This window comes from Terrimonas rubra (assembly GCF_042686025.1).
In the GTDB taxonomy this organism is placed as follows: domain Bacteria; phylum Bacteroidota; class Bacteroidia; order Chitinophagales; family Chitinophagaceae; genus Terrimonas; species Terrimonas rubra.
Window position 1 is genome coordinate 522,418 of the sequence record NZ_JBHUOZ010000003.1, and the last position, 17,618, is coordinate 540,035.

At 42.6% G+C, this 17,618-nt stretch carries 16 protein-coding genes; 11 read left to right on the forward strand and 5 right to left on the reverse strand.

The genetic code is table 11. From position 1 onward, the window contains the following. Nucleotides 1-8 precede the first annotated feature (8 nt). On the forward strand, nt 9-1,367 hold the full coding sequence (gene dgt, locus ACFS6H_RS11720) for a dGTP triphosphohydrolase (protein ID WP_386098626.1): 1,359 nt from the start codon (nt 9-11) through the stop codon (nt 1,365-1,367). A gap of 39 nt (nt 1,368-1,406) precedes the next feature. Here the strand turns inward: dgt and ACFS6H_RS11725 are convergent, their stop codons facing one another. After that, the gene (locus ACFS6H_RS11725; protein ID WP_386098629.1) at nt 1,407-2,726 is read right to left on the reverse strand and encodes a serine hydrolase domain-containing protein; all 1,320 of its coding nucleotides are present in this window, start codon (nt 2,724-2,726) and stop codon (nt 1,407-1,409) included. A 112-nt stretch (nt 2,727-2,838) separates the two neighbouring features. Between ACFS6H_RS11725 and ACFS6H_RS11730 the strand changes: the two genes are divergently transcribed. The 3 genes from ACFS6H_RS11730 to ACFS6H_RS11740 all read left to right on the forward strand — a co-directional run bounded on the left by ACFS6H_RS11730 (nt 2,839) and on the right by ACFS6H_RS11740 (nt 5,416). Further along, nucleotides 2,839-3,483 carry a TetR/AcrR family transcriptional regulator gene (locus ACFS6H_RS11730; protein WP_386098632.1) on the forward strand — a complete coding sequence of 215 codons (645 nt, stop codon included), beginning with the start codon at nt 2,839-2,841 and terminating at the stop codon, nt 3,481-3,483. A gap of 389 nt (nt 3,484-3,872) precedes the next feature. Continuing rightward, nucleotides 3,873-4,133, forward strand: coding sequence for a hypothetical protein (locus tag ACFS6H_RS11735; RefSeq protein ID WP_386098635.1), 261 nt, complete (start codon nt 3,873-3,875; stop codon nt 4,131-4,133). A 74-nt stretch (nt 4,134-4,207) separates the two neighbouring features. Beyond that, complete coding sequence (locus ACFS6H_RS11740; RefSeq protein WP_386098638.1) at nt 4,208-5,416, forward strand: hypothetical protein; 1,209 nt, start codon at nt 4,208-4,210, stop codon at nt 5,414-5,416. Between the two features lie 108 nt (nt 5,417-5,524). Here the strand turns inward: ACFS6H_RS11740 and ACFS6H_RS11745 are convergent, their stop codons facing one another. Next, entirely contained in the window at nt 5,525-5,884 is a 360-nt protein-coding gene (locus ACFS6H_RS11745) for a hypothetical protein (protein ID WP_386098641.1), read from the reverse strand. Between the two features lie 636 nt (nt 5,885-6,520). Here ACFS6H_RS11745 and ACFS6H_RS11750 point away from each other — a divergent pair. The 3 genes from ACFS6H_RS11750 to ACFS6H_RS11760 are packed head-to-tail and all read left to right on the forward strand — an operon-like array spanning nt 6,521 to nt 12,205. Beyond that, nucleotides 6,521-9,511, forward strand: coding sequence for a SusC/RagA family TonB-linked outer membrane protein (locus tag ACFS6H_RS11750; protein WP_386098644.1), 2,991 nt, complete (start codon nt 6,521-6,523; stop codon nt 9,509-9,511). A gap of 11 nt (nt 9,512-9,522) precedes the next feature. Then, nucleotides 9,523-10,902: a RagB/SusD family nutrient uptake outer membrane protein gene (locus tag ACFS6H_RS11755; protein WP_386098647.1), complete on the forward strand. Its 1,380-nt coding sequence runs from the start codon at nt 9,523-9,525 to the stop codon at nt 10,900-10,902. A 1-nt stretch (nt 10,903) separates the two neighbouring features. Beyond that, on the forward strand, nt 10,904-12,205 hold the full coding sequence (locus tag ACFS6H_RS11760; RefSeq protein ID WP_386098650.1) for a TlpA family protein disulfide reductase: 1,302 nt from the start codon (nt 10,904-10,906) through the stop codon (nt 12,203-12,205). Nucleotides 12,206-12,243: 38 nt separating this feature from the next. Here the strand turns inward: ACFS6H_RS11760 and ACFS6H_RS11765 are convergent, their stop codons facing one another. After that, entirely contained in the window at nt 12,244-12,552 is a 309-nt protein-coding gene (locus ACFS6H_RS11765) for a hypothetical protein (protein ID WP_386098653.1), read from the reverse strand. A gap of 152 nt (nt 12,553-12,704) precedes the next feature. Then, nucleotides 12,705-13,391, reverse strand: a complete 687-nt coding sequence (locus ACFS6H_RS11770) for a response regulator (RefSeq protein WP_386098656.1) — start codon at nt 13,389-13,391, stop codon at nt 12,705-12,707. A gap of 357 nt (nt 13,392-13,748) precedes the next feature. On the opposite strand from ACFS6H_RS11770, the gene ACFS6H_RS11775 reads away from it, so the two are divergent. Further along, a complete protein-coding gene (locus tag ACFS6H_RS11775) occupies nt 13,749-14,234 on the forward strand; it encodes a hypothetical protein (protein ID WP_386098659.1) in 486 nt (161 codons plus the stop codon). A gap of 98 nt (nt 14,235-14,332) precedes the next feature. Here ACFS6H_RS11775 and ACFS6H_RS11780 read toward each other — a convergent pair whose 3' ends face one another. Next, nucleotides 14,333-15,436 (reverse strand): peptidoglycan DD-metalloendopeptidase family protein, encoded by a 1,104-nt coding sequence (locus ACFS6H_RS11780; protein WP_386098662.1) that lies wholly within the window; start codon nt 15,434-15,436, stop codon nt 14,333-14,335. Nucleotides 15,437-16,118: 682 nt separating this feature from the next. On the opposite strand from ACFS6H_RS11780, the gene ACFS6H_RS11785 reads away from it, so the two are divergent. The 3 genes from ACFS6H_RS11785 to ACFS6H_RS11795 all read left to right on the forward strand — a co-directional run bounded on the left by ACFS6H_RS11785 (nt 16,119) and on the right by ACFS6H_RS11795 (nt 17,613). Then, nucleotides 16,119-16,550 (forward strand): SWIB/MDM2 domain-containing protein, encoded by a 432-nt coding sequence (locus ACFS6H_RS11785; RefSeq protein ID WP_386098665.1) that lies wholly within the window; start codon nt 16,119-16,121, stop codon nt 16,548-16,550. Nucleotides 16,551-16,654: 104 nt separating this feature from the next. Then, the gene (locus ACFS6H_RS11790; RefSeq protein ID WP_386098668.1) at nt 16,655-17,218 is read left to right on the forward strand and encodes a Crp/Fnr family transcriptional regulator; all 564 of its coding nucleotides are present in this window, start codon (nt 16,655-16,657) and stop codon (nt 17,216-17,218) included. Nucleotides 17,219-17,286: 68 nt separating this feature from the next. After that, nucleotides 17,287-17,613 (forward strand): DMT family transporter, encoded by a 327-nt coding sequence (locus tag ACFS6H_RS11795; protein ID WP_386098671.1) that lies wholly within the window; start codon nt 17,287-17,289, stop codon nt 17,611-17,613. Nucleotides 17,614-17,618: the final 5 nt, after the last annotated feature.

A 17,618-nucleotide genomic window follows, 5' to 3' on the forward strand; every position in this document is an offset into this window, starting at 1 on the left:
AACGAGAAATGGATTTAAACAAGTTATATAGCTATAAAAGAACGGGGAAAAAAAGTATCAGTGTATCGGCTGATCCGAGAAGCGAATTTCAGCGTGATTTTGACAGGATCATTTTTTCTTCGGCATTCAGAAGATTACAGAATAAAACACAGGTGTTCCCCCTGCCGGGAAGTGTATTTGTACATAACCGGCTAACCCATTCCCTGGAAGTAGCTTCGGTAGGACGTTCATTGGGTAGCTTAGTGGGCCAGGTAATTTACAACAGGTTTAAAAACGACCTGTCAGAGGAGAGCCGCGATTTTTATCGCTACAGCCTGAATGATGTTATTGCTTCAGCCAGTTTATGCCACGATATCGGTAATCCTGCATTTGGACATTCCGGCGAAGATGCTATCGCCAGTTATTTTAAAAAGGACGCACACGGTATAAGGCCCCAGTTCTCCAACGAGGAATGGAATGACCTGGTAAACTTTGAAGGGAATGCCAATGCCATAAGAGTACTTACCCAGCAGCAAAACGGTAAGTCAGAAGGCGGCTTATTACTCACTTATTCTACCTTGTCAGCTATTGCAAAATATCCATGTGAATCTGTAGCCAAAGACAAAAGTTTTATTCACCGGAAGAAATTTGGTTTTTTCCAGGCTGAGAAAGAAACCTTTAGGGATGTGGCGGAGGAAACCCGGATGGTGAAGCTTGGTGATAATCCTTTAATATACCAGCGGCATCCTTTTGTCTGGCTGGTAGAGGCAGCGGATGATATCTGTTATCATATTATTGACTTTGAAGATGCGCACCGCCTGGGTATTGTAGAGCATACTGAGTGCCTGGAAACTTTAAAAAACCTGGTGCTGCAGTTTGATGATAGGCATAAAATAGAAACTACATTAAACGGCATTACCGATAAAAACGCAAAGATCTCCTATTTACGGGCTAAGTCTATCAGTGCACTCACCATGCGTACAAAAGAAGTGTACGAAAATAATATTGAGGAGTTTTTAAACGGCAGGTTTACAAAATCACTGCTGGATGTTATTAATGAAGAAACCGGGGCATTGAACGGGATCGTTGAATTCTCCGTTAAAAATATATACAACAACCGCAACGTAGTGGAAATTGAAAATGCCGGTTATAATGTAATGTATGAACTGCTGTCGCATTTTATTCCGCCCATTTTAACACACAAGGGCAGCCGTGAAAAATCCGATGATAAAGCCATCAAGTTATTACCCCCGGCTTTTAACTACGAAGGTGATACGCCGTACAAGCGTGTGCTGGGCGTGGTGGATTATATTTCGGGCATGACCGATAACTATGCTACCGACCTTTACAAAAGGATAAAGGGGATTGAAATTGGTATGAAAATTTAAACCCGGTTGGGTAAGCCGTCCTGATGCGCAAGTAGCCTGCTATTCTTTGCTGTATACTTCTGTAATGCCGTTCTGTGCTATTACTACTTCTTTTCTTTCAGGAAAAAAGCGCAGGCTTATATTGTCATATTCAAAATTTGCAGCTCCTTTATGCTCAAAGGGTATCCAGTCCTGGCGTGTAGTGGACTTTTGAAGTATCAGTTGCCTGCTGTCCGATGAAATGGTAACAGATACCTTACCACTTCTGTCAAAATAAGTCCCCTTCAGTTTGCTGAACGCCGTGTCGGTAAATCCCGGTATCCTGTTAAAATCGGGTAATTCGGGTTTGGTGCCATAGGTATATTGTAATAACACCAGGTTGATCTCCGATATATTTATATTAATGGCATTGGCCAGGGTTACAATGCCCAGCTTCTCTTTGGGAAAATACCAGTACTCCGAAATATAGTTTTCTATCCTGCCGCTATGTTCATATCCGTTTGGACTGCTGAAGTCCAGTTTCTGAATCCCCATTCCATATGCACCCCTATTAACAGGTAACATGGTTTCCAGGCTTTGGGGGCTGATCAGTTTGCCGTTAAAAAGGGCGCTGAGAAAAATGTTCACTTCTGCGGCAGTTGATACCATACCACCACCACCGGGGTGATTGGAAAAATTAACCCTGGTGTTCCGGATATACCGGTCCTGTATATTATAGGATATCGCTTCATTCCTGGCCGTATCCGTTTCAAAACTGTAATAAGTGTTTTTCAATCCAAGGGGCTGACATATCTTTTTCTCGAGTATAAGGTCAAAAGGAAGTTGATACACCTGTTCCAGTATAAAAGCCAGCAAAACATAATTGGTATTACTGTAGGCATATGCTGTTCCCGGTTCAAAATCGCTTTTCCGGTCACTGATATAAGCCAGGAACTCCTCCCGGTTATGGTATCCTTCCTCCCATTTGTAGGTACTGTCAAGTTCGGTAAAATTAACTATACCGCTGCGGTGTTTTAATAACTGCTCAATGGTAATGGCGGCCGCATTTTTTACAGAAGGGTAGTAGTAACCCAATTTATCATCCAGTGCCAGTTTCTTTTCTTCAATTGCCTGTAATATCAATACGGCGGTAAATGTTTTGGTGATGGAGCCGATCCGGAAACGGGTATCTGCAGAAAGAGGTTTTTTAGTGCCGGCGTCAGCATAACCCACCGATTTGGTGTAAATAATACTGTCGTTAAAGGAGATAGCAGCGCTGCCCATAAATTTCCGGTGGTGTTGCAGATGTTCAAAATACTCATCCGGTTTATGCTGGCCAAAAACTTTTCCGGTAAAGGAAAATACGATCCATAACAATACTATACACACTGATCTTTTCATGCTCGGGTATATCTTTAATTTGTACGGTTAATGTGCAAAGGTAAAAATAAGTCACCAAATAGTGACTTAAAAAATATTAATTACCTTTGTGTGTATTATCAATCATTCTGCCGTGCAAAAAAAAGTAACCAAACCCCGCGAAAGAAATAAGGACAAAAGCAAGCAGCAACTCTTAGATGCCGTTGGCCGGCTCCTGCGTACTAAAGGGTATACGGCCCTGAAGGTCAATGATATTGCCGCTAGGGCCGGGTTGGATAAAAAACTTATCTACAAATACTTCGGCGGTACGGATCAGTTGGTGGACGCCTATATCCGTTCGCAGGATTTCTGGAGTAATATTGGCAGTGACGATATTCCCGCCTCTATTCCAGATGGGGGCCTGGCCCTGTCCAGGCAAATGCTGACGCAGCAGTTTGATTATGTGGCACAGCACAAGGAATTACAGAAGATATTATTGTGGGGTTTGGCCGAAAAGCGCCGGTCATTAAAAAAACTGGCCGATGACCGCGAAGCCAGTGGTGAAGTATTGTTTAGTCATATTACCGATCCTTTCTTTAAAGAAGATGCCACCCGGTACCGCGCTGTCATGGCTATATTGATTTCGGGTATCTACTATCTTAATATGTATACCAATATAAATGGTCAGACTTTTTGCGGCATCAATCTGACTTCCACGGAGGGCAAGAGGGAGATAAAGGATGCATTGGAAAATCTTATGGACCTGGTGTATGCCGATCGGCAGAATAAAATTTTGTGATCAGGCGGGGCGTTGCCTGCGGCCGGGCTGTCCGCTATATCTTTTGCCCCTTGCTGCTTTGTCGGGACACAGGCAAAAGGATGCCGCTTCCATCCCTAACGCGGAAAAATAAATAACCGGCCCTGTAATTTAACCAGGAGGCGGCAACAAATCATGGGATCGGCCAATCGTGAAAAGCTGATCCTGTTTTAACAGCTGAATGATCTTTACACGCGGTTTTGCGTGCAATGTTTTATATCATTTTACAGCGCTACTTGCAACTGCAAAAATTTATTATTATGTTTACTCTTTACAATTGATGAATGGTTACGCAGTAAAGATCATAAGTATTGTACGGTGATTTTCCTGATTTTCTGTTCAATCAATTGTATTAACCAATATCAATTAATATGAAAAAGAGTATCCTTTTATTAATCATCTTCACTATTACCTGTTTCCTGTTTACGCATACGGCGCATGCACAAAAACGAAAATCTTCTAAAGCCAAAACAGTTCGTGTAAAAAGTTATACCACTAAAAAGGGAACAAGGGTTAAATCACATTATAGAAGTAAACCTGGAGGGCGAAGGGCAGGGATGATCATTTATCCCGGCAAGCTGCCATATTATAAAGAATCCGGGGTTACAGCAAAATCTGTTTGGATGGTTTAAGTTTTTTGCCATTATCTGTACACATATAAGTTTTGCCGGGATCATGCCCGGTTTATCTTGTTTAAAATCTGTTCATGAAAAACGTGTTTTTTATTGTTCGCTGGATAGCAGGCATTTTTATATGCCTGTTGTCAATAGCAGGCTTTTCTGCTGGTGATATAGCGCTTGCAGTATTTACCCTGGTAGTAGGGCTGTTGTTATTGCCACCGGTAACCGGCCTTTTTATTAAAAAGAAAAAAGCGGGTACGGTCAGTATGAATGATGACCAGCCTGTTGTTTTGGGAACAGGTGGGTCTAATGCAGATTCGGATATGACTGCTGAAAAGACAACCGTGTTGATAAATCCCCGGGGTGATACGGGAGTTTTAGCTGTCCCTGCAAGTAAAAAAAACGGGTTAGGTAACTGGTTTAAAAGCTGGCGCCGGGCTATCAGTGTTTCTTATGCTTTGGAAAGTACGTTGAAAAGTTTTCCGCATACCAATCCGAAAAAAATTACCCTGTTATTAAATACCAGAAATGCGTGGAGTGCAAAGGACGCCGAATTTATCCGGTTGCGTATCATTGACAGGTACGACAGGAATATCAATGCAGATAATGTTGGGACCTTAGGGCCCCAATACCTCGAATTTTATAAGAGTATTTTTCCGGAACAGGACGGACAGGAAATTGTAAAAAAAATAAATGTGCACAAAGTTGAAAACTTTATTTTTACTAAAGTGAAAGATAATGAAGCCTTATCTCCTGACGGAATAAATGAAATAATAAACTACAGTAATACATTACAGGTAGTTGACTTTAACACAAAGGAAAAAATAAGGCAGGAGTATGATTATTATATCACTAACTGGGAGTTGGATAATGGTTATTTCCAGGGATTAGATCCGGATTTTTTGCTTAAGAAGAATGAACGCTGCATTTACAAGCTGGCTGATTGCGAGTTGCTGGAGAAAAAATCAGTCACCAGCAGGGTAAGTTATGGCGGAGGATCCTACAGGGTAAAGATCACTAAGGGTTTTTCTTACCGGTTAGGGTCTTATAGCGTATCTACTGATAAAAAAATTATAGACGTATCAAAAGGAAGAGGTTTGTTGAATGTAACAAATCAAAGAATTATTTTCAAAGGGACTGATGATGTTACGACCATTAATACAAATGCCATCGTGTTTGTTGAGCCGTTCAAAGATGCAGTAATTATATCAAAGTCAACAGGAAAGCCTTTAACCATTAAAACCGGCGATGCAGCCCGCCTTTATCAATACATCCGTTCCGCTACCAGGCGGTAGAGGCTGGTTAGCTTATATTAACAGTATCATTATATCCTATAGTGTAAACGTTCTATAGGATATAATGATACGACAAGGTTTATTGTACCCTTTTTTGTGAGTGTAATACTAACAAGGTATAAATGAAGAATGAACATACCCGTTTAAAATCAGATAAGCTGTACCGCTATTACTTCCCCAGTTGGAGAATACCATGGCCCAGGCAACAGGTTGTGGATTACTTGGGTTGCCACCCCATACCGGTACACCTGGTGCAAGTTCCACAGAAGAATTTTCTAAATAAATAAAAATATTTTCTGTGCTACCACACTCGGCGCTGGGCACTATGCGGGTATATAAAGAGAGTTTTCCAGCATTCCCGGCCTTATTTTCTGTACTGTTTATCAGATTGCCTTGTGTTCGATGAGCAGAGAAGGTGCTTAGTGAAAAAAGGGTCACCAGGCACGTTAAAAAAAGTCTTGTTAACATAATTGATAAATTTTAAGGATGAATATTCTGTAAAAGTTATAATATCATTTTTGTAAGGCGTAGAACCCTGCCTGTGTACGTGTCAGTATAATAAACCTACATTTTTTTAAGTTGCCGAAAAACAGGGAAAACCCTCTATTTCTGTCATCTTTTCCCTGTAGTTAAATACTCTTGCCATTAATTTTGAAGAAATTAGTCGGTTTAAGGTAGTCTTATTATATTGAAAGAACACCCGCATTCCGACGATCTTTCTTCTTCCTTCCCGGAAACATAAAAGAAGTTCATAAATCCTAAGAATCCGATATAATCATATCTGGCGGCATGATCTATATGTAGTAGGCTGCGGTACATGACTTCCGCAGGCCGATGGCTTAATGGTTAATGCGGATTACGGGAGTGTATACTCCCGCCTTAAACTGCCCCCGGTAACAATACCGGTTATACTATACACGGTGGTTGGTTCTGACCGGTAACCGGGGTGTAGTTTTATGGTCAGCATCCGTTATACCCGGCCCCCGGCATGTCCTATTATGAAATACTGGCAGGCATCCCCCGTTTTGCTCCGGCCGGAGGCAAACAAATTTATCTCCCATCATTTACGGAACCTGATTCCAAACCATTTAACTGACACTGCAAATGAAACCTTTAATTTGTTTGCTGGCATGGCTTTGTCCATTGATAGCCCTGTGCCAGCAGCACACCATTAACGGGTATGTACACAATACCCAGGGGCAGCCTGTTGCCCATGCCACGGTAACCCTGCTGCGTACCAGGCAACAAATGCAAACCAATAGCAGCGGCCGTTTTATTATTACCAATATCTCTATTACAGATAGCCTGCGTATCAGCGCTGTTGGCTATACTACGATGTATGTTCAAAATAACCCGGAAGGCAATATAAGCGTAGAGTTGCAACCATTGATCACCGAGCTGGATGAAACAGTGGTAATAGCCTATGGCCATACTACCCGCCGTTTAAATACAGGGAATGTAGGCCGGGTAACTGCAACTGAACTAAGTAATCAGCCGGTGAGTAATCCCCTGGCCGCACTCGCAGGCAGGGTGCCAGGGTTAGTGGTTACCCAAAACAGCGGTATACCCGGTGGAACTTTTCGTATACAAATAAGAGGACAAAATTCCCTTATCCAGGGTAGTGAACCTTTGTTTATTATTGATGGCGTACCCTTTGGTAATGGCAACAGTAGCCTGAACCAATATAATCTTATTGCAGCTAATGGCGGATTAAGTCCTTTAAATATGATCAATCCGGCTGATATTGAAAGTATCGAAGTGCTCAAGGATGCCGATGCAACGGCCATTTATGGCAGCCGTGGCGCCAGCGGCGTAATACTCATTACTACCAAAAAAGGTAGTGCCGGGAAAATGAATATACATACGGGTTACCGGACGGGCTTTAGCAGGGTTACCCGTAGTATGAATATGTTAAACACGACACAATACCTGGCCATGCGACGCGAAGCGTTTGCCAATGATACGATTACGCCTACTACTGTCAATGCCCCCGACCTGTTGTTATGGGATACCACCCATTATACTGATTTTAAAAAAATGTTTACAGGAGGTACTACAAGGTATAACGATCTGCAGTTATCGGTATCCGGTGGTACGGCACTTACCCGTTTTACTATCGGGCTGGGGTATAATCATGAAACGGGTATGCTCGATAGCAGGCAGGGTAATAAACGGTTGTCCCTGCATAGCAGCCTGCAACATCACAGCGCTGATAAAAGATGGTTGCTGGGTTTGATTGTCGGGTATAGTTATAACAAAAGTAATATGTTGTCTAACGACCTGACAGCCTATATTAACCTGCCACCACACCTGCGCCTGTATGATGATGAGGGTAATCTGAACTGGCGGATGGGCAATGCTTCGCTGGCATCCTTTGGAGGTGGTATTACCAACCCGCTTGCGCTGCAGTTGCGCGTTTATGATGGACGTTTTAGTAATGCCATGTTTAACCTGAGCATTGGTTATAACTTTTTTAAAAACCTGCGCTTTACTTTAAACCAGGGTGTGCAGCTACAATATGGCAACGAAAGCCGGTTACTACCCAAGGCCTCGATAGACCCTGCCTTGTCTGCATTGGCATCTTCGGTTTTTGTAAACGCACATATGCGTAACCTGCAGACAGAGCCACAGTTGGAATATATCCATACCGTATCCGGGCTAACACTACAGGTGCTGGCCGGCGCTACCCTGCAGGAAAGAGTACAAGAAACCAATACCCTGAATGCCAATAACTATAGCAGCGACCTGATGCTGGAGTCCTGGAGTGCAGCGGGACAGCTAACCGCCAGTAATACTTATACCCAATACAAGTATGCAGCCATGTTTGGCCGTGTTAATCTTAACTATCGCAATACCTGGGTATTGAACCTTACGGGCAGGAGGGACGGCAGTAGCCGTTTTGGACCTGCACAACGGTTTTCCAACTTTGGTGCGGTAGGAATGGCGCATATTTTTTCGGAATGGAAATGGATAAAAGACCATCTGCCTTTTTTAAGCTTGGGTAAATGGCGCGCTTCCTATGGCATTACAGGTAATGACCAGTTAGGTGATTACCGTTACCTGGATACCTGGACTAATACCTCCCTACTTTACCAGGGTGCCGGAGCATTGATGCCGGGTGCATTGTATAACCCCGCTTTTGCCTGGGAGCGTAATAAAAAATGGGAGCTGGCACTCGAACTGGCTTTTTTACAAAACCACCTGCTGTTCAACACCGCTTATTTTTTACATCGTAGCGATAACCAGTTGGGTAATTATGCACTGCCTGTTATTACCGGCTTTACAGGTGTATTGCGTAATATGCCGGCTGTTATTACAAACCGGGGATGGGAGCTGGTATTACAAACCAGGAATATACAACGAAAACACCTGCAATGGTCTACTTCTGTTAATCTGAGTATACCCCGTAATAAATTAGTGGCTTTTGATAACCTGGGCAATAGCAGCTACAGTAACGTATATGTAGTAGGGCAACCCTTATCGGTACAGAAAACGTATCAATACCTTGGGGTTGATCCGGAGAAAGGGATTTACCGGTTTACAGATGTGGACCGTAACGGTATTATGGATAATGCCGATAAAATAAAGCTGGTAAATACAGAACCGGACTGGTATGGTGGTATCCGTAATACACTTAGCTGGAAAGGGCTGACATTGGATTTGTTCGCCGAATTCAGGAAACAACCGGGGCGTAATTACCTGGCTACCCAATCGGCTTTTATACCCGGTTATTTTTACCTGAACCAACCCGCAATAGTTTTAAACAGGTGGCAGCAACCCGGTGATATCAGTACTATACAACGTTTTGTGCCGCTGGTAACCAGTGAAGGTTTTACTCCCGCCCAGTCATGGCTGGCTGAATCGGATGGTATATACAGCGATGCCTCTTTTATACGCATCAAAAACCTGGCCCTAGCTTATAGCCTGCCTGGTATTTTACTAAAAAGGGCTGGTATACAGCAGTTGCAGTTAACTGTACAGGCACAAAACCTGTTTACCATTACCCGCTACAAAGGAGCTGATCCTGAAAATCAAAACCTGTATGCCCTGCCGCCTTTAAGAACAATTAGTTTGGGTATACAACTTCAATTTTAAAACACGGCATCATGAAACAGTTATTTTATTTGAACAGGTATGCAGGGCCGATGATCATTATTTTGTTATTAGGGTTAAGTTCCTGCAAAAAATGGGTAGAGCCTGACCGTTCACCGGTATTACTGGAAAGTAATAAGGTATTTAATAATGACCTTACGGCTACTGCGGCCATGACAGGGGTATATGCGCAATCCGTTTTTGGTCCTCTGTGGCTGGCCAATGGCGGGTTAAGTGTATATGGCGGTTTATTGGCCGATGACATTATCAACTCAACAACCAATACTAACGCAGATCCATTTGCGCAAAACAGCTTGCTGGCCAATAATAATATTGTGAATATAAATTTTTGGACGCCGGCTTATCGTAACCTATATGCTGTAAATAGTATTTTAGAAGGGCTTACCCGGTCCACCGGTTTATCAGCAACTGTAAAAGCACAACTTACAGGCGAAGCATTGTTATTTCGTTCCTTGCTGTTGTTTTACCTGGTTAATTTATTTGGCGATATTCCCCTGGTTACAAGTACAGATTATGCGGTAAATGCGGTATTGCCCCGTAGCAGGGATACGGCTGTTTACACACAAATAACCCGTGATCTTTTACAGGCAAAAGAACTGCTGCCGGTTAATTATCCGTCAGCAGGCAAATTACGCCCTAACAAATATGCAGCCAGGGCCTTACTGGCCAGGGTATATGTTTACCGTAAACAATGGCCTGATGCTATTAACGAGGCAACGGCTGTAATTGATTCCGGGCAGTATAACCTGGTGAGTAACCTGAATAATGTTTTTGTACCGGCCAGCAGTGAAGGTATCTGGTTAATGGCGCGGCAAAACAGTAATACAGCGGAAGGGACTGCCTTTATACCGGCTTCGGCAACCATAATGCCCACCTATCGTTTGCGTGATAAACTATTACAGCTATTTGAACCAACTGATCAGCGGCTGGCTAATTGGACAAAGAGAAATACGGTGGCTGGTACCGCTTATTATTATCCTTATAAATATAAGGAGCGTACCAACGCTGTCTTAACGGAAAATATTCAGGTATTACGTTTAGCCGAGCAATACCTGTTGCGGGCAGAAGCTAATATAGCGCTGAATAAGCCAGAAGCGGCAGCTGCAGATATCAACAGGATCAGGAGAAGGGCCGGACTGACGGATATATTGCCGTCCGGCCAGTTAAGTATGATGAACCTGTTAATGCAGGAGCGAAGGCGGGAGTTTTTTTGTGAATGGGGGCAGCGCTGGTTTGATCTCAAACGTACCGGTACAATTGATGCCGTGCTGATAGCCGAAAAGCCCCAATGGAAACCCTATGCTGCTTTATTACCGATTCCGCAAACAGATATGGACCGTAATCCACATTTAAAACAAAACCCTGGATATTGATATGAAAACAATATATGTACAACAGCTTTTATTATGTCTTTTTATAAAAGTGGCCGTTGCAAACGCACAGCCCTTACAAAAAGGAGAGATGATGCCGCCCGTAGTGTTTAATGAATTGATAAACCACGATGCTGCTACTTTAAATATTGCAACGCTGGATAAGAAACTGGTGATACTTGATTTTTGGAGTACCGGTTGTATGGGCTGTATACTGGCTTTTCCTAAAATTGATGAGCTGCAGAAAAAATGGGGCAAGGATATACAGATCATTATGGTAAATACACAGCGTGCTGATTCTACCCGCCGCTTTTTTAAAAAGCGGAGTAAAATAAAGATACCCGCTGTGCCCTTTATTACCGGCGATACACTCTTACAAAAACTTTTCAGGCCTTTGGGGTTACCCATGCATGTATGGCTGGATCAGGATCTGCGTTTTTTGTCTTCAACAGGTGGAGAGACAACGACGGATAGTACAATTGCCCGGTATTTACGAAATAAAACAGTGGACCTGGCAACCTATGAGTCGGGTTGGGTAAGAGTCAATAGCCTGGTAGATACAATGTATTATCCCCTCTTGCGGCAGTTTTCTTACCTGGGTTTAAATAAAACAGGCAGCGCTTATTCCTATGATAGCGTTACAATGGCACGAATTGATTTGATTGAGACAAGGAATGTTTCTGTTGAACAATTATATATGCAGGCTTATTCTGAAACAGAAGGAGAAGATTTTAGCGAACCCGGAAGAACCGTGGTAGAAGTTGCTGATCCTTACGGGGTTTGTATGCCTCCAAGCGATGAAAACCTGCGGGAATGGGAGAGGAAATACGCGTATTATTATACATTGGTAATACCAAAGGAAAAAACGCCACAAAAGTTTGAGTTTATGCGACAGGACCTGAACCGGTATTTTCCTATCCGCGCTGTGGTGGAAAAAAGAAAGCATAAAGTGATTGCATTGGTACAAACCGGTAGTATGGATATGTTATATACGAAGGGCGGTAAGGTAAGCTGGAATTTGACCAGGTCATCAGAGTATGGCGATGTACAGGATAGTTTAAGGTGTTTACGGCATGTGAAGTTTAAGGAATTTCCCGGGTTGTTGAAAGGATTTATGCGGGAACAATACGGTATTCCCTTCGTTAATACGATCCAGGCTGATTTTTTTATTGATATCTGTTTGCCGGGTGAGGCGGTTGAAAGCCTGTCCTTGCCGGAACTGAATAAAGCTTTAAAAAAATATGGTATGGAGTTGCAAAAGAAGGAAATGTTATTGCCGACACTGGTTTTAAAAGATGCACTGTAATACAAAATAAAGGTGGTGCTTAGTACCACCTTTATTTATTAATATTTTAGAATCTTTTGAAGTCCGGAAGGAACCGGTGGTGCGGGCATGTTGATCGTTTGCTCTGTATCATAACCCCGGGCACAATCAATTCCTGCATTGTCTTCACAACCAGTCAGATCAATAATATCCGATTTGCGGTGTTTCTGATCATCCAATACTTCACCGGTAATATAACCGGATGCGTTGACAAAGTACCAGTGCAGCTCAGGTTCTGTTACCGGAGCTTTTTTATAGTTAGTGAACGCAAATGAACTGGCGGCCACCGCAATGGCCAGGATCGCAAATACTGTTTTAGTTTTAAGCATATGGTATACTGCTTTTATAATTCAAAAAACAGCAAAAACTTTAATGGTTAAAATGCTGCCTACTCTTTTATACAGGTTTTCGGCTGGGCCTGTTGGCAACGGCCGGGTAAAAGAACCGTTACACCCAATATACAATAGTGCCCTGGCTAAAGTCAATCCTGTTTACCTGGTAAAACTTCCGGCGGTGCAATGCCATAGCGCAATGCAAATAATACCAGGCCTGCCATATTCTGGGAGCCGGTTTTCTGCATAAGGGCGTGGCGGTATTTTTCTACGCTTCTGTGGGCCAGTCCTATCTTGTGCGCAATTTGCTTGGAAGAGTATTGCAGGCATATCAGCTGTAAAATTTCTTTTTCATGCACTGCAAAAAAATCAACGGGCAATTTTGTTGTGGTAAATGTATTAAAGATGCCACGGGACAGCATGGCAGCTAATAGTAAAGTAGTGTTGTTGCAGAAATAAGGCTGGTTGTTCATTACGGTATCAATCGCTTTTTTAAGCTCAACGGTCTCTGCATTTTTTATGATATAACCATTGGCGCCGGCCTGCATCATTTGTATGATCAGTTCCTGACGGCTGGAGTCAGTAAGCCCCAATATCTTTAAATCAGGATAAAGGTTACGTAGTATGCGGGTAGCTTCTATGCCGCTTAATAAGGGTAACTCTAAATTTACGATCACCAGGTCGGGCCTGGTACAGCCTGTCATCTCTATCAACTCCTCCCCGTCAAAAGCTTCACCGCAATAATGTATATAGGAGGCGTTGTGTAATAAACCCAGTATTGCCTGGCGGTATTGATACTGGTTATCGGCCAGCAGCATTTTAATTGGTGTTTGCATAGTGTTATCCGGAAGCTCGGTATTTTATTATACAGGGTTGTACCGGTATAACGAATCTGCCACATAATAAAATACCAATGGTTAATGTGTTTATGCATAACTAAATAATGCCATTATTTTCATAAAACCTATCGTGTTAACCAGATATACGGTTATACACGCATAGTTTTAGTGTTTACTCTTAGGTTGAAATATTTGCATTCATTAAAGTTGCAACCTTGAGATAGAAACTATAATTTATTTATGTTAATTGTAATAGTTGTAAAGTCAATTGGTACGAAGCTTGCTAACTATATATACACTCCTTATCTGTATTAAATGTTGCGCTTATTGTTTTAACTTTTACAACTCAGTATCATGACAATTAAAATTGGCCAGTTGCAGACTTTTATTACTGCAGACTCACGGGAAAATGCTATTAAATTTGGGGTGGAGCATACCATTAATAAATATGCTCCCTTTTTAGGCGAAACCACGGATTTTCATAATTGCAGGAGGGTAGTGAATGAAAACTGGTTTGAGGCTATTGAAAGACTTCATTTAACCGAACTGTTTTATAATGAAGAAACAGGCCTGTTTAAAAACGACAGAGATATCACCCCTTTAACCAAAGAACATCTTTCTACTATTAATTATGCCTACGATCTTTATTTTGCTACCTATCCTGATTGTAAACCCGGCAATCATACGGCTATAGGTATTGACGGACGTTTACGTAACGTGATGCCCTCCAAAGAAGATCATATTGCTGCGGATATTATGTGGCTGCGGTTCTGGGCTAATTATGCCAGCCATTATTGCAGCAAGCCTGTTATTTCAAATGTAGAATACCTGTATGTATAAGTTGTCTATCATGGGGTGATATGGCCGGTTCTCATATTGATCGCTACCCCTCATTATTTATTATTCTTCTGAATAAAACAGTTTATGACAACAGCCGGTTATGATACCGGCTTTATGTTGGATTGTAGTATAAAGCCGCTCACTGCTCCTTTTTTTACATAATACCAGTTGCTGAGCTTTCCCAGTATGGTGAGGCTTTCATTCTTTCCAACCGTTTGCAATAAAGCATGTTTTGTGGAAGGGCCTGCCCTTAATTCATTTTTATTATTGCGTGTTATTCCCTTACGTATTAAAATACTATCGTGGAAGGAGGGGACCGGCAATTGTTTTATAAAAAGGTAAGGGTCCGTAGCGCCGTTATTGCCATATACCCCAAAATGTAAATGAGGTATGGTGGTAATGGCGTTGCCGGTATTGCCTACAAAGCCCAGTGTATCGCCTCTTTTTATGGCTTGTCCGTCACGGGCGGCAATACTGTCCAGGTGAGCATAATACACCGATTTTTTAAAAACAGCATCCCGCAGCCAAACCTGTTTGCCTCCCAGGCCACGGTCGCCGGTGGAGGTAATGCGCCCATCCATCACTGCCAGCAGCGGTGTTCCTCTCCCGGCCACAATATCAACACCTTCGTGTTTGCGGCCGCCGCCATCCCTGTCCGCTCCCCAGAAACTGGTGATAGCCGTATTGACCCTGCCTGCTACGGGGAACGCATAACCTGGTTGTGCATAAATACGGAACCTGAATAAAGACCGGTTGTTGATGCCCGGCTGCAGGATAATGGTTATGGTATCGTTTTCTGTTACCGGCATTTCCAGCAGGGTAGCAGTACTTTCTATTTCCTGCAGTATATTGGTTTTTGACGGATCATCTTTTTTATAACGTAATAATTCTGCAAACAACAGGGTGGAATCATCGGTTCTATCCAATTCCGTTATAAGTACCTGTCCCTGGTTAACCGCAAACCGGTAAGCTAATGCATGTGGTATACTATCATGCAACCTGGCAGTTACTACCAGGGGTAGTTCTATGTTTACCGGTTGTTGCAGTGCGGCATCGTATGCCTGTTTCCATGTTTGTAATAATGAGTCGGGGCCTTTGTAACTGCGTTCATATTTTTCCCGGGCAGTAGGATGAATGGCCTTGCGGATATTGCAGGCTGTTGATAGAAGTACCGTACAAATAATGAATACAGTATAACGCATATGTATAATATGCAAAGAACCGGCCAAAGGTTAACAGGTTGATATTTTGATACAGTAGCTGTGGATAGTAGTTACTATAGCTGAAGGGCTGCACCGCTTAGGCGGAAACCCTTTGTTGCAGCATAGATGGGTGTTCAGGGCAAAGGTTGCAGCCGGGCGGTGGACTGATGTTGCATAAAGTGATACAGCTGACAGCCCCTGGTTAAAAATTGTTTTATTATGGGCGTGTCCCTTGCTGCCGGCAAGGCTGTATACGGTTCGTACCTCACCCGGTTTATTTTATACAGCAGCTGCGGGCCGGGCTATCCCGGGGTTCCGTGCTGCACTGCGTTTCGCACCGGCTCCTGCGTCGCCGCCCTCCCTATCCCTCACGCAAACCGGTGTTACCTGTATAATATTATTACTGTTTTTATGATGCTGAGGGGCTGTTTTTTGTGCATATACGAGGGGGAACAGCTTTTTTTGCGGGTGATTTTTTCCACCATGAATCCCCATTTTTGCCTCTCAAACCTGCTTTTTCCCTCGGAAAACGGGTGTTTTCCCCCGGGAAGGGCATAAAAAACGGGCTATAGCATGCTCTTAAGGGGCAGAGGGAAAAAACTAAATAAACACCTTGTTTTTTAAATAATGTTTTTATATAACTTTAATGTCAAATTAATATTACTAACCCAAAAATTCTACAATGGCAACTTCAAAAAAAGCTGCGCCAAAGAAGGCAGCTAAAAAAGCAGCTCCTAAAAAAGCAGTAAAGAAAGCGGCTCCTAAAAAAGCAGCACCGAAGAAAGCAGCTCCTAAAAAAGCAGCGCCAAAGAAGGCAGCTAAAAAAGCGGCTCCTAAAAAAGCAGCTAAAAAGAAATCAGCACGTAAACCAAATGCTGCATTCTTAGCTCCGTTAACACCAAGCGCAGAATTAGCTGCTGTAATTGGAAGCAAACCTGCTTCTCGTCCTGATATCGTTAAAAAAATATGGGACTACATTAAAAAGCAAGGTTTACAGGATAGCAAAAACAAAAGAATGATCAATGCCGATGACAAATTGAAACCATTATTTGGTGGCAAAGGCCAGATCTCTATGTTTGACTTAGCAAAAGTTGTTAGCGCTAACGTAAAATAATAGTTGTAATTTAATTACAAGATCATAGTTTTAAGGGGTACTTATGTATCCCTTTTTTTATCTGCTGCCTTGTAAAATGATACAGCTTAATACATTCATTACTGATGACCATCAAACAGATACTGGACAATATTTACCCCTTGCCACCGGCTTCATTACAAAAGCTGGAAGACTGTATAACGGAAGTACATTATCCTAAGGGTTATATTTTATTACACGCTGATAAGATAGAGCACAAAATATTTTTTATAAAAAAAGGTATAGCCAGGGGATATGCTTACCAGGAAGAGAATGAAATAACTTTCTGGTTTGGTAAAGAGGGTGATACGATAGTATCTATGAAAAGTTATGTTGCCGGGCAAAAAGGTTACGAGGATATAGAGCTGCTGGAGGATTGCGAACTGTATGAATTGCAGGCAGCCAGTTTACAAACATTATTTGAAGGGGATATAGCTATTGCCAACTGGGGCCGCAAGTTTGCAGAGAAAGAACTCATTAAAACGGAAGAGAGGCTGATCGGCTTACAGTTTAAAACTGCTAGCGAAAGGTATAGGACCTTACTGGATGAAAGTCCCGACCTGCTACAAAGGGTACAGTTGGGATATATTGCCTCTTACCTGGGTATTACACAGGTAAGCCTTAGCCGCATCAGGGCCGAGATACGGTAACCTGTTTTTATCATTTGTAAAATAATATTTCCTCCCGCTGATCCACCTTTGCCCTAAATAAAAAGGGTATGAACTGGATCATCTTGATTATTGCGGGTTTGTTTGAAGTAGGCTTTGCCGCCTGCCTGGGTAAAGCAAAAGAAGTAACAGGCGCATCTGCTTACGGATGGTATGCCGGTTTCCTGGTTTGCCTGGCCATTAGCATGGGGCTTTTAATAAAAGCCACACAAACCCTTCCTATCGGTACGGCCTATGCCGTATGGACCGGTATAGGGGCAGTGGGTACCGTATTGGTAGGTATTTTTGTATTTAAGGATCCTGCTAATTTCTGGCGCATCTTTTTTATCATCACGCTGATCGGTTCTATTATCGGTTTAAAAGCGGTAGCGCATTAATTCTT